Here is a 12,972-nt window from a genome sequence, read left to right on the forward strand (position 1 = left end):
CTTACGATGAATGGCAAGCCCATGAAGGACCCGCTCGATCTGCTCGACTTCTCCTCCACCCTCACGGACGAGGAACGCGAGATCCAGGCCACCGTCGCCAAGTTCCTCGCCGACCGGGTGCGCCCGCACATCGGCGAGTGGTTCGAGAACGCCCACTTCGCCCGTGAACTCGCCCCGGAACTGGGTAAGTTGGGGGTCCTCGGCATGCACCTCGAAGGGTACGGCTGTGCCGGCACCAACGCCGTCAGCTACGGACTGGCCTGTCTGGAACTGGAGGCGGCGGACTCCGGCTTCCGCAGCTTCGTCTCCGTGCAGGGCTCGCTGTCGATGTTCTCCATCTGGAAGTGGGGCTCGGAGGAGCAGAAGCAGGAGTGGCTGCCCCGGCTCGCGGCCGGTGAAGCCATCGGCTGCTTCGGCCTGACCGAGCCCGACTTCGGCAGCAACCCCTCCGGGATGCGCACCAGGGCCGTCCGCGACGGCGACGACTGGGTCCTCAACGGCTCCAAGATGTGGATCACCAACGGTGGCATCGCCGACGTGGCCACCGTCTGGGCACAGACCGAGGACGGCGTCCGCGGCTTCCTCGTCCCGCGCGGCACGCCCGGATTCACCACACGCGACATCAAGCAGAAGATGTCGCTGCGCGCCTCCATCACCTCGGAGCTCTCCTTCGACGACGTACGGCTGCCCGACGCGGCGCGGCTGCCCCTCGCCGAGGGCCTGCGCGGCCCGCTGTCCTGCCTGAACGAAGCCCGCTTCGGCATCCTGTTCGGTGCGGTCGGCGCGGCCCGCGACTCGATCCAGGCGGCCGTCGAGTACGCCGACTCCCGCATCCAGTTCGACAAGCCGATCAGCGCCTTCCAGCTCACCCAGAAGAAGCTCGCCGACATGAGCGTGTCCCTGGGCAACGCCGCCCTGCTCGCCGTCCACCTCGGCCGGCTCAAGGACCAGCACCGCATCAGGCCCGAGCAGATCAGCGTCGGCAAGCTCAACAACGTCCGGGAGGCGATCGCCATCGCCCGGGAGTGTCGCACCGTCCTCGGCGCGAACGGCATCTCCCTGGAGTACTCACCGCTGCGCCACGCCAACAACCTGGAGTCCGTCCTCACGTACGAGGGCACCAGCGAGATGCACACGCTGGTCGTCGGCCAGGCGATCACCGGGTACCCCGCGTTCCGCTGAACCGTCGGACGGGCTGAAGGAGGCGTCCGACACGCTCACGTGACGGTCGTCTGCAGGGGGCCCGACTCCGCGCTCGACGACATCCGCAAGGTCGCGGCGACCGGGGCGCGCGGATGCGCTGACCACTGGAAGGGTTCCGGCCGCCGCCGTGCGAACCGTGGCGGCCGTCGGTGATTGCCGGTGACGCGGCCACCGACGGCCGGGCGAGCGCGGTGCCCGTCGTCGCGGTCCTGCTCAACCTGCCGCAGGTCCTGCCGCAGGCGGCACAAGCGCCGCGACTGGACCCGGACCCGGACGCGGACCCGGGGCGGGTGCGCGCTCGGACCCCGTTACGGGTGCCGCCGCAGTGGGCGATGAAGGCCGGGCGCACGTCAGTCCGTTGTCAGCGATACGCCCTCGTCGGCGAGGGTCTCCTTGGCGTACCGCAGAAACGTGCGGGCCCGGTGTGTGGGAGTGACGTTCGACGCGTAGGCGATCACGAGCGCGACGTCGTCCAGCGGGTCGCTGATGGGCACGGATGCCAGTGGGAGTCCTTCGACGCTCGTGTCGGTGGGCCAGGACTGGATCAGCGTGGCGAAGCCGAGGCCGCGGGCGACCATGCTGCGCAGTGCTTCGATGCTCGAGGTCCGGTACCGGATGTTCGGCCGTGCTCCGGCGAGGGCGAACCAGGTGTCGGCGTTCTGCTGGGCGGGCGGCTCCGCATAGATGATCAGCGGCTCGTCCGCCAGCTCGGCCAGTGACACGGACGCGCGCTCCGCGATCGGGTGGCCGGCCGACACGATGACGTACGGGCGCCTCGCGCGGAGCGTCGTACAGGACAGACCGGCCTCGTCACCGAACGCGTACAACAGGGCCACGTCGCACGAGCCTTGAACCAGGGCCTGCCGCATTTCCTCCTGCTGACCCTCTATCAGCTCCAAGTTGACCGCCGGGTGAAGCCGCGTGAACCCGTCCGCCAGGAGCGGTATCAGGAAGGGCGTCAGGGCCGAATAGCAGCCGATCGTCAGACGGCCGGCCAGTCGGCCCTCCTCGGCCCGGGCGCTGGCCGTGATCTCGTCGGCCTGAGTCAGCATCGCCTGGGCGCGTCCGAGGATGCGGCTGCCGGCTTCGGTGAGGGTGACACCCTTCGCCCGGCGTCGTACCAGCAACTGGACGCCGAGACGGCGTTCGAGGTCGCTGATCGCTGCGGAGATGCTGGCCTGGGAGGCATGGCACCGCACCGCTGCCGCGCTCATCGAGCCGGTGTCCGCCACAGCGACGAAGTATTCCAATTGGCGGAGCGAAAAACTGGCTGCCATTTCTCTCCTGCTGCTATCGGAACTCTCGACAAGCCTTATAGGAAAGTTCTGCTTTTCCTGGATGTGGCGCAGATGTCATTCTAAGCCGCAGTTCACCTGTGGAAAAAGCTCGGCATACGAATACGAGCAGTCTCCGCACGTCCAGCTCGGGAGATTTTCATGACCACGTTTCTTGACCCCGGCCCCTCCGCGGACCGGGGAACCGGCGACAGCGTTCTCGACCGCGTCCGCGCCCTCCTTCCCGAGATCGCGGAGCGGTCCGCCGAGGGTGAGAACGCCCGAGCGGTTCCGGTGGAGATCGTCGCCGCGCTGCGCGAGGCCGGAGTGTTCCGGATGGCCCTGCCCCGGGTGTGGGGCGGCGAGCAGCTCGGGCTGGTGGACAGCGCGCGGGTGGTGCGGGAGATCTCCCGGGCCGACGGATCGACGGGCTGGACCGTCCAGGCCGCTTCGATGGCGTGGTTCTTCGTACGGTCGCTGCCGCTGGAGACGCTCGAGAAGGAGGTCTTCGCGGGCGGTGCCGACCTGATGCTCCGAGGGGCGGTGGCTCCGAAGGGGCTGGCGACGCCGGTGAAGGGCGGTTATCGGATCAGTGGCCGCTGGCCGCTGGCGAGCGGCCCGTTCACCCCGGACTGGATGCTCGGAGGTTTTCTGGTCGAAGGGGCGCCTCCGCTGCCGGACGGCCGCCCGGACATGCGGGTCGCGCTGCTGCGGCCGGAGCAGGTGACGTTCCTCGACACCTGGGACGCGGTCGGCCTGCGTGCGACGCAGAGTACCGACTTCACGATGGACGACGTCTTCGTGCCCGAGCACCACACGGGCCCGATGTTCGGCGCCAACAACATCCCCGCGCCCCTCTACGACCTGCCCTATTCACCCACCGGTGCCTCCCACGACGCTGTCATCCTCGGCGCCCTGGAGGGTGCACTCGCGGATCTCGCGGAGCTGGCCGCCACAAAGCGGCCGGCGTTCAACCCCAGGGCTCTGCTCGGTGAGGACCCGGTCTTCCAGGAGGAGTTCGCCGAACTGCGGCTGCGCGCAGCGGCTTTGGCAGCCCTGTCGGAGCAGACCGGACGTACCGTCATGGACCGCGCCCTCGCGGGCGAGGCGCCCACCCCTGCCGAGTGGTTCAGCTACAAGGGCACCACTCAGCACATCCACCACGAGGGCATCCGGATCATCAACGAGATCATGACCCTCTCGGGCAGTGCGGGCCTTTACAGCAGCAGTCCGCTCCAGCGCCGCTGGCGCGATGTCCGCTGCGTCTCCCAGCACGTGGTCGGCAACACCGGTGCGATGCGCCAGCTGGGCGCGGTCCTGTCGGGACAGAACTGACGAGCTCCCGCCTGCCAAGGACTTTCTCAGCATCTCGGAGCAGGCAATGCATCCGCCGTTGAGGCCCCTCCTGCGAACCCGCGATCCGCGCCGCAGCACGGCCGCACCCCATACGCCGACACCGAAAGGGTGGCCCCCGATGAGCCCTCTCCACGTGACACCGACCAACTCTGACCTGCTGCGCCAGGCTTTCGGCTGCTTCCCGTCCGGAGTGACCGCTGTGTGCGCACTCGACTCCGGCACCCCGGTGGGCATGGCCGCGAGCACATTCACCCCGGTCTCCCTCTCACCCGCCCTGATATCGATCTGCGTGCAGGACACCTCCACGACCTGGCCGAAACTGCGCAAGCGCAGCCACGTGGGCGTGAGCGTGCTCGCCGAGGGCCAGGACACGATCTGCCGGTCGCTGGCCGGCGGGGAGGGGGACCGGTTCGCGGGAGTCGACTGGGATGCCGACGACGGCGGCGGCGTGTACATCCACGGCGCCAGTCTCTGGCTGAACTGCTCGCTGTACGCCGAACTCCCCGGCGGAGACCACACCATCGTCCTGCTGGAAATCCAGGGTCTGAAGGCCGAACCCGACCGAGAGCCCCTGGTGTTCCACAACAGCAGATTCCGGCGCCTGGCCGTCTCGTAGCAGGTGCCGCTGCGCGAGCTCATGACGCACGCCTGCGCCCCGGCCGGCGTGGGTACAGCCGGCCACCTGGGCTGACGCCGTCAGGCCGCCCGGTAGCTGAAGAAGCCCTCTCCCGACTTACGGCCCAGCAGGCCCGACTCGACCATGCGGCGCAGCAACGGGGGAGGGGCGTACAGCGGTTGCCGGTACTCCTCGTACAGCGCCTCGCCCATCGCCGCCACGGTGTCCAGGCCGATCATGTCGGCGAGGCGCAGCGGACCCATGGGGTGGGCGCAGCCGGCCGTCATTCCCTTGTCGATGTCCTCCGCCGTCGCCATACCGGAGCCGACCATCCTCACCGCTGCCAACAGGTAGGGAATCAGGAGCGAGTTGACCACGAACCCCGCTCGGTCCTGCGTGACGATCGCCCTCTTGCCCAGGATCTCGTCCACGAAGGCGAGCACGCGCAGTTCCGTGGCCTTCGAGGTCTGCAGCGAGGGGATCACCTCGACCAGCGGCATGACGGGGACCGGGTTGAAGAAGTGCAGCCCGATCACGGCCTCCGGCCGTCGGGTCGCGGCCGCGAGCCGGGCGACAGGGACCGAGGAGGTGTTGCCGGCCAGTACGGCGGCCGGGTCGGCGACCTCGTCCAACTGCCGGAACAGCGCCGTCTTGGCCGGTTCGTCCTCGACGGCGGCCTCGATGACCAGATCCGCACCGGCCAGCCGGGCGAGATCGGAGGAGACCGACACCCCGGCAAGGGCATGGGCGCGAGCTCCCGGCGCGATGGCTCCGCGCTTCTCCGCCTTGAGCAGCGAGTCCGCCACACCCGCCAGTCCCGCGCGGGCTCTGTCCTCGGTCACGTCGCACAACGTGACGTGCAGCCCGGCCCGGGCGCAGATCTCGGTGATGCCCCGGCCCATCCGCCCGGCGCCGACGACTCCCACGTGCTTGATCGATGTCATGTGTTCCTCCGTGTGTCCTTGTGCCCACGGTCCGCGCCGCGGTGTTGACCGCAGGCCGGTCAACTCCTCGAGCTGCCGATACGGTGCGCTCTTCGCGCACGGACATGTGTCGGGTCGTCGTTCTGTACCTCAGCCGTCGACGGTCGCGGCCAAGGCCGCCTCCCGCAGCCGGCGGATCACACCGCGTACCGCCGGCGAGGTCTCACCCCTGCGGTACGCGCCCACCAGCCGGGTGGTCAGCGGTACGTCGGCCAGCGGACGGTAGGCGACGCCAGGTATCCGTACGCGGCGCAGCGAGTCCGGCACCAGCGCCACGGCGAGACCGCCGCCCACCAGGGTGAGAGCGGCGATGAAGTCCCGTACGGGAGGCGCGCACTGCGGGCTGAAGCCGCCCTGCCGCGCCACCTCCACGATCTGGTCGCGGCAGCCGTACTCCTCGTCGAAGTGCGGTGCCACGAACCGCTCGTGACGCAGTTCCGCCGCCGGCACCGTCTCGTACGCCGCCAGCGGGGCGCCGTCGGGCAGCGCCAGGACGACCCCCTCGGTGAGCAGACAGGTGGCCGTTACCCCGGCCGGGTACTCCGGCCGCCAGCGCAGGAAACCGACGTCGATGTCCCCGCAGGACAGGGCCTCCAGCTGGGCAGGTGTCTCCAACTCGCGTACCTGGACGGTGAGATGGGTGTCCAGGGCCGAGCACCGGGTGAGGACGTCGGTCAGCACACCGGAGAAGGCCGCGGAGGCCACGTACGCGATCTCGGCGTGGCCCAGCTCACCGCGCCCGGCACGCCGGCCCACCGCCTCCGCCCGGGCGACCTGCGCGAGGGTCAGCCGGGCCTCCTCGAGGAACAGCCGTCCGGCGTTGGTGAGCGCCGGGCGGGTACGCCGCCCGCGGTCGATCAGACGGACCCCCAGATGCGATTCCAGCGCCCTGACCTGCGCGCTGAGCGCCGAAGGAGCCAGATGCAGCCGGTCCGCCGCGCGCGCGAAGTGCAGTTCCTCCGCGACGGTGACGAATGTTTCCAACCAGCGCAGTTCCACCGGCTCCTCCGTCCTGGAAGTAGAACGACACCCCGCGGCGCCGTCAGGGCAGGACAGGTACGCCGCGGGGTGAGTAGGGGGTGTGCAGGGGTGGGGTCAGGGAATGACCACGTAGTTGCTGAATCCGCCGTCGCGGTCCGTGAGCCCGGAGATCGCCTCGTTGACTCTGGCCAGCGGGAACGGCTTGGCCTGCAGATAGGACAGGTCCAGGGCGCCCGTGGCCACCATGTCGGCGAGTTCCTGCCCCTGCGCGGTGCTGAACCAGTTGGAGCCGATCAGCTGGACCTGCTCGTCCATGAGCCACTTCACGTCCACGGGCAGCCGGTCGGCCACTCCGCCGACATTGACCACTCGGCCGCCCCGCCGGACACCCTGCATGGAGTCGAGCATCGTGTCCACCGGCGCCTTGGCACCCAGGGCGCTGATCACATAGTCCGCCCCCTCGCCGCCGGTGCGGGACTTCGCCCACTCACCGGTGGAGCCCTCGCCCAGCCGGAAGACCTCGACGCGATCCGGGTCGAGTTCCCTGACACGCTTGAGGAGTTCCTCGTTGCGGCCGGTGCCGAGGACCCGGGAGGCGCCGGAGGCCAGCGCGAGCACTGTCGACGCGACACCGAGCGTCCCCGTGATCCCGTCGATCAACGCGACCTGGCCGGGGCCTGCCGCAGCGTTCTTGAGGGCGCCGTAGGACGTGCCGATGTAACCCAGCTTGCCGGCCTGCTCGAACGTCATGTTGTCCGGGATGTTGACGATCGAGTACTGCGGGGCGGTCATGTACTCCGCGAAGCCGCCGTACGGGTACAGGTCGAAGATCCGCTGGCCGTCCCGGGAGGTGCTGAAGTAGCCGTTCAGCGTGAAGTAGCGGCAGCGGCTCAGTTCGCCGCCCCGGCACACCTGACAACTGCCGCAGGAACGCAGGGGGTTGACGTACACCCGGTCGCCCGGCTTGGTGTGCAGCACCGCCTCGCCGACGGCTTCGACCACGCCGGCGGCGTCCAGGCCGAAGATGGCGGGGAACTTCGGCAACGGCTGGTGCGGGAACCACGTGGGCCAGTTGTTGATCACGTTGGCCATGTTCGGCACGATCCCACACGCCTTCACACGTACCAGTACGTCCGTCGGGCGCGGTGTGGGCACGTCGATCGTGTCCACCGACATCGGTTCACCGAGCGCGTGCAGTCGCGCAGCGAGCATTTTCGCCATTGAAATACTCCTTGGAACTGCTCCGTCCCGGGCGGCCGGGGGCGGAGACATCAAGAATTCCCTACGAATGGGGAAAAGGGTTGGGGTAGTTGTCCTCAAGGTCGATGCCGAGCAGTCCCATGATGCGGACGCCGGAGTTGTACCAGGCGATGGACAACGAGAGTTCGACCATCTGCTTGTCCGTCAGGTGGTCGGCGGCGGCCCGCCAGGTCTCCTCCGAGACGTCGACCCGGAGTGTGGACTCCTTGGCGAGGCGCATCACCGCCTTCTCCGTGCCGTCGAACAGAGGGGACGACTCGAAGTCGGCCACCGCCGCGAGCTGCTCCTCGGTGAGCCCGGCCTTGAGCCCGTGCGACTGGTGGTGCGCGACCTCGTACGCCGACCGGGTCGCGTACCCCACGGTCAGGATGGCCAGCTCGCGCAGCTTGGGGCTGAGGTCGGCGGCCCGTAGCGAGTTGGCGTAGGTGAGGAAGGCGTCCAGCTGCACAGGCGCGTTGGTCAGGGCGAGGAAGATGTTCGCCGTCGGCACCTTGCGCTCGGCTTCCAGCCGGTCGTACAGGGGCTTCTGCGACTCGTCCGCGTCCTCGCGGCGCAGATAGGGGACTCGTGCCATGGGTGACTCCTGAAAAGTCTGGAAGTACGGGACGTACGGAAGCTCAGCGGGCGGACTGTTCGAGCAGGAACCGTTCCAGCGACATCGGCTTCGGCGGCTCGACCGGCGGGATCTGCGGCACGTCGACGAACGGCGACGCCTCGAAGTACCACTTCTCCAGGGCCGGGAGACCCCAGCGGGCGTTGGTGCTCAGCGAGGCGGCGTCCCAGCGCACGGGCTCGATCTCGGTGTCGATCGTCTGGTAGTGGCTGTTGAAAACCTCCACCCGGTGCCCGTCGGGATCGCGGAGGTAGGCGAAGAGCATCCCGCCCGGACCATGCCGTCCGGGACCCCGCTCCACGCCGTCGCCGTAGCCCTGGATACCGGCCCAGTCGCAGGCGGTGAAGATGTCGTGGCTCTCGGAGACGGTGTAGGCGAAGTGATGCAGGGCGGGACCGGTGTTCTCGACGATCGCCAGGTCCAGGCAGGTGCCCTTGCGGTACATGAACGCGCCCAGGAGCTTGTCGCCGTGCTCCAGGTACTCCGAGTTTCGGAAGCCGAGCTCGCCGTAGAAAGCGCACAGCTCGTAGGTGTCGGGCGCGAAGGTCTGGAAGTGGTCCAGGCGCTGCGCGTGGGCACCCTTGTGCTGCGCGAAGTCGATGTGCAGCCGCGGCCGGGTCTCCATGTGCGCGCACAGCTCGAGCGGTGTGCCGATGGGGTCGCTGACGTGCAGGGTGCGGCCCTGGTACGGGGCGTCGACCCACTCGGCGGGCAGCCCCCGCTCACGGAACCAGTCGTACGCGAGGTCGAGGTCCTCGTCGAAGAACACCCGGAAGCCGATCCGCGCGCACCTGCCCGCGCCCTCCTCGTCCAGCTCAAGCACGAGGCTGTGGTGGCAGGCTTCGGCGAGGCCCCGGAGATAACAGGTGCGCTCGTCCTCGTCACTGACGACCAGGCCCAGCACGTTCACGTAGAAGTTCCGGCTCTCGGCCAGATCCGCGACCGTGAGACGCACATGGCTGGAGCGGGTGATGTTGAAACTCGGACGCAGATTGACGGGTGGCAGCATGCTGGTCTCCGTGCTCGGATCGGCTCTGAATTGCTGGAGTGCTGGATTTCTATGACTGTAATACGTGCGATTTCGCTGCCGTTTTTACGGCTTGGTGGTGAAGGCCTTCGATCCGGCGAATGTGAAGGCCGACCAGCCGCTGAATTCCGCGGATTCACCCAGTGACTCCTCGATGCGCAGCACCTCGTTCCACTTCGCCATGCGCTCGGAGCGGGTGAACGAGCCCACCTTCAGCTGGCCGGCGTCCCAGCCGACGCTCAGATGGGCGATGGTGATGTCCTCGGTCTCGCCGGAACGGGCCGAGACGATCGTGCCGAAGCCGGCTTCCTTTCCGGCCCGCAGCGCCTGCAGCGCCTCCGTGACCGTACCGGCCTGGTTCGGCTTGACGAGGACGGCGTTCACCGCTCCGACGGTGGCCGCGGCCTCCACGCGCTTGGCGTTCGTGACCAGGTAGTCGTCGCCGATCACCTGGCAGCGGTCGCCGTAGCGCCGGGTGAACTCCAGCATGCCGTCGTGGTCGTCCTCGCCCACCGGGTCCTCGACGGACAGGATCGGATACTGCTCGATCCAGCCGCCCAGCATGTCGATCAACGCCGCGGTGTCGAGCGTGCGCTCGTCCAGGGCCAGCGTGTACCGCCCGCCGCTGCCGAACTGCGAGGCCGCGACGTCCAGCGAGATCGCCACCTCGGTCGCGGGGGTGAAGCCCGCGGTCTCGATGGCGCGGGTCAGCATCTCCAGCGCCTCCTCGTTGGAGTCGAAGGCCGGCCAGAAACCGCCCTCGTCGGCCACGCCCTGGGCCTTCCCCGCCGTGCGCATCAGGCTTCCGGCGGCCCGGTAGATCTCCGCGGTCCAGTCCAGGGCCTCGGAGAAACTGCCCGCCGCCGGGCACATCACCATGAAGTCCTGTACGTCGACCCGGCGGTCCGCGTGGGCGCCGCCGCCGAAGATCTGGATCTCGGGCAGCGGAATGCGGACCGGGCGTTCGCCCGCCAGATGCCTCCACAGCGGCACTCCCGCCGAAGCGGCGGCGGCGTGCAGGACGGCCATGGACGTGGCCACGATCGCGTTGCCGCCGAGACGGCCGCGGTCGGGGGTTCCGTCGAGGTCCACCAGCAGCCGGTCCACGGTTTCCTGGTCGCCCGCGTCCCGGCCGAGCAGCGCGGGCGCGATGGCGTCGTTCACCGAGCCCACCGCGCGCTGGACGTCGAGCCCGCCGAAACGGCTGCCGCCGTCGCGCAGGTCGAGCGCCTCGCCCTGGCCCGTGGAGGCCCCCGCCGGCGCTATGGCCCGCCCGACCGCGCCGTCCGCGAGGTGCACTTCGACCTCGACGGTCGGCCGACCGCGTGAGTCCCACACTCTGCGGCCGTGGAGCTGGGCGATCCGCGCGTCTGTCATGGCGGTGCAACCTTTCGGAGTTCGGACGACACGGGTGAGGGCCGGGGGTGACGGCCGGGGAGTCCGTGCCTGTCATCGGGGCAGGGACCTCCGCGCGGCGAGGCGTACGGAGGTCATCGCCGACGAACGGGGTGGGGGCGGACCCTGAGGGGTGGCACCCGGATCGGTTCGAAGGCGCTGCGAGCGAGCGAAGGATTGTCCGGCTCTCTTCGTCGTCGTGCTAACGATAGCGCAATCGTGCGAACTGTTGGCGGGGATGTCAAGGGGCGGGTGGGTGCTGTTCGCCTCTGCGTGTCATGCGACTCCGGTGCTTCTGGCCGGCTCTTGACGTCAGTGCTATCGTTCGCACGATTCCACCCCGCAAGAACTCCGGCGGGCCCGCTCGCTCCTGGACAGAAGGACAGCGCAGGCAGTGGCGGGCCCGCCGGGCCGGGGAGCGGCCGAAAGGAAAGAAAGTGAGCCAGACATGGCAGCCGAGCCCTCTGTGACGCCTATGACCCTCACCACTGTGGTGGCCAGTACACGTCCCGGGCGGGTGGGAAGGTCCGTCGCGGACTGGTTCGCCACCCGGGTCGCGGAGTGCGAGCAGTTCGAGTCGCACATCGTCGACCTGGGGGAACTCGCCCTCCCCTTCTTCGACGAGCCGAATCCTCCCGCCCTGCGGCAGTACACGAAGAGCCACACACGCGAGTGGAGCAGGATCGTCGAGGCGTCGGACGCCTTCGTCTTCGTCACCCCGGAGTACAACGGCGGCTTCCCCGCCCCGCTGAAGAACGCGTGGGACTACCTCGTCGTGGAGTGGCAGCACAAGCCGGCCGCGTTCGTCAGCTACGGAGGCGTCTCGGCGGGCACCCGGGCGGTGCAGATGGGCAAGCAGATCGTGGCCAACCTCCGGATGCTGCCGATCGGTCCGACCGTGAGCATCCCGTTCGTCAGCGAACTCGTCGAGGGCGGCGCCTTCCGGCCCGGCAAGATACATGAGGCGGCGGCCGAGCAGGTGCTCGACGAACTCGTGCGTACCGCCCGCGTCATGCGCGGACTGCGCGGCGGAACGTACTGAACCGCCACCGGGCTACGGCGGGTTCCGGCGGGTGCACGTGAAGGCGCCCGGAGCAATGTGCTCCGGGCGCCTTCACGGGTGCGGGTGGCGCCGCCTGCGGCTCAGCGGGACCTGGACGCGGACCTCTCTCCGGGTGGCGCCGTGCTGCCGCGCAGAATCAGCGATCCCGGGGAAACCGACGTGTACGGTCCGTCGTTGCCCGTCGCGGTCTTCAGCCGGCGCATCAGCCACAGCGCGCAGCCGGTGGCCATCTCCTGGATCGGCAGCCCGGTCGTGGTGAGTCCGGGACCCCACCAGGAGAACCCCGGCTCGTCCCCGAACCCGATCACGGACAGCTCCCCGGGCACCTTCACACCCTGCTCGGACAGTTCCTCCAGGACTCCCCGGGTGAGCTGGATCGATCCCAGGACGAGCGCGGTGGGGGCGCCCGGGCCCTTCAGCAGCCGGCGCATCGCCCGGCGGCCGTGCTCCACGGACGACGGCGGGCCCAGTTCCGTGCGCCCGGCGTCGTCCGGAAGACCGCCCTCGCGCAGGGCGCTGCGGAAGCCGCGCAGACGCTCCGCGCCCGTGGGCAGTTCCTCGGGGCCGCCCAGGTACGCGATACGGGTGTGGCCCTGCGCCACCAGGTGGGCCGTGGCCCGACGCAGCGCCTCGTGGTCGTCCACGCCGAACCACTGGGAGCCGAGCGACGGGTGGCGGCGCAGCAACTGCAGGTGCGGGACTGTGCGCAGGAGCTTGACCGTGTCGCCGTGCGGGCGTGCGGTGGGCACGATGATGACGCCCGCCACCCGGGTCGCGGACAGTTCCCGCAGATGGCGCAGCTCCACCATCCGGTCGTCGTCGGTCTCCGCGAGCATCAGCTGGAAGCCCTCGGCCTCCATGTTCTTGGACAGTTCGTGCGCGATGGTCGAGTAGAAGCTGTTGCGGATGTCCGGGATCACCAGCGCGACCACGTTGCTGGACGCGCCGCGCATCATCCGGGCCGCCCGGTTGCCGACGTACCCCATCTCGGAGGCGGCCTGTCGGACCTTGAACTTGGTCTCCTCGCTGATCCGGGAATCGTCGGCGAGCGCCCGGCCGACCGTCGAGACGGAGACTCCGAGGCGTTCCGCGATGTCCTTGGTCGTGATCACGTGAGGGCCCCCTCGAGCTGACTGATCCCGTGTCGTCACATTCCGTGTGCCAACGATAGCGCTCACGTCGCGCTCCGCAGTCGGACGGA

General features: G+C 69.2%; 12 protein-coding genes. 4 read left to right on the plus strand and 8 right to left on the minus strand.

The window, feature by feature from the left end:
- Positions 1-6 precede the first annotated feature (6 nt).
- Positions 7-1,182, plus strand: coding sequence for an acyl-CoA dehydrogenase family protein (locus PV396_RS04435; protein ID WP_416071323.1), 1,176 nt, complete (start codon positions 7-9; stop codon positions 1,180-1,182).
- A 371-nt stretch (positions 1,183-1,553) separates the two neighbouring features.
- Here the strand turns inward: PV396_RS04435 and PV396_RS04440 are convergent, their stop codons facing one another.
- Positions 1,554-2,453, minus strand: a complete 900-nt coding sequence (locus PV396_RS04440; protein WP_319200473.1) for a LysR family transcriptional regulator — start codon at positions 2,451-2,453, stop codon at positions 1,554-1,556.
- 186 nt (positions 2,454-2,639) lie between these two features.
- Between PV396_RS04440 and PV396_RS04445 the strand changes: the two genes are divergently transcribed.
- Both PV396_RS04445 and PV396_RS04450 read left to right on the plus strand, forming a co-directional pair.
- Complete coding sequence (locus PV396_RS04445; RefSeq protein ID WP_319200475.1) at positions 2,640-3,812, plus strand: acyl-CoA dehydrogenase family protein; 1,173 nt, start codon at positions 2,640-2,642, stop codon at positions 3,810-3,812.
- 139 nt (positions 3,813-3,951) lie between these two features.
- Positions 3,952-4,449 (plus strand): flavin reductase family protein, encoded by a 498-nt coding sequence (locus PV396_RS04450; protein ID WP_319200476.1) that lies wholly within the window; start codon positions 3,952-3,954, stop codon positions 4,447-4,449.
- An 80-nt stretch (positions 4,450-4,529) separates the two neighbouring features.
- On the opposite strand, the gene PV396_RS04455 is transcribed toward PV396_RS04450, so the two are convergent.
- From PV396_RS04455 to eno, 6 genes are all read right to left on the minus strand, one after another.
- On the minus strand, positions 4,530-5,393 hold the full coding sequence (locus PV396_RS04455; protein WP_319200478.1) for a 3-hydroxybutyryl-CoA dehydrogenase: 864 nt from the start codon (positions 5,391-5,393) through the stop codon (positions 4,530-4,532).
- Between the two features lie 129 nt (positions 5,394-5,522).
- On the minus strand, positions 5,523-6,431 hold the full coding sequence (locus PV396_RS04460; RefSeq protein ID WP_319200480.1) for a LysR substrate-binding domain-containing protein: 909 nt from the start codon (positions 6,429-6,431) through the stop codon (positions 5,523-5,525).
- Positions 6,432-6,527: 96 nt separating this feature from the next.
- Positions 6,528-7,634, minus strand: a complete 1,107-nt coding sequence (locus PV396_RS04465) for an alcohol dehydrogenase catalytic domain-containing protein (protein WP_319200482.1) — start codon at positions 7,632-7,634, stop codon at positions 6,528-6,530.
- Between the two features lie 61 nt (positions 7,635-7,695).
- Entirely contained in the window at positions 7,696-8,247 is a 552-nt protein-coding gene (locus PV396_RS04470; RefSeq protein WP_319200484.1) for a carboxymuconolactone decarboxylase family protein, read from the minus strand.
- A gap of 43 nt (positions 8,248-8,290) precedes the next feature.
- Positions 8,291-9,295, minus strand: coding sequence for a VOC family protein (locus PV396_RS04475; RefSeq protein WP_319200486.1), 1,005 nt, complete (start codon positions 9,293-9,295; stop codon positions 8,291-8,293).
- A gap of 84 nt (positions 9,296-9,379) precedes the next feature.
- Positions 9,380-10,690, minus strand: coding sequence for a phosphopyruvate hydratase (eno, locus tag PV396_RS04480; RefSeq protein ID WP_319200488.1), 1,311 nt, complete (start codon positions 10,688-10,690; stop codon positions 9,380-9,382).
- 466 nt (positions 10,691-11,156) lie between these two features.
- On the opposite strand from eno, the gene PV396_RS04485 reads away from it, so the two are divergent.
- Positions 11,157-11,750 carry an NAD(P)H-dependent oxidoreductase gene (locus PV396_RS04485; protein ID WP_319200491.1) on the plus strand — a complete coding sequence of 198 codons (594 nt, stop codon included), beginning with the start codon at positions 11,157-11,159 and terminating at the stop codon, positions 11,748-11,750.
- Positions 11,751-11,851: 101 nt separating this feature from the next.
- On the opposite strand, the gene PV396_RS04490 is transcribed toward PV396_RS04485, so the two are convergent.
- On the minus strand, positions 11,852-12,883 hold the full coding sequence (locus PV396_RS04490; RefSeq protein WP_319200493.1) for a LacI family DNA-binding transcriptional regulator: 1,032 nt from the start codon (positions 12,881-12,883) through the stop codon (positions 11,852-11,854).
- Positions 12,884-12,972 lie beyond the last annotated feature (89 nt).

Origin of the sequence: Streptomyces sp. ME02-8801-2C (assembly GCF_033793965.1) — a bacterium.
Classification (GTDB): Bacteria; Actinomycetota; Actinomycetes; order Streptomycetales; family Streptomycetaceae; genus Streptomyces.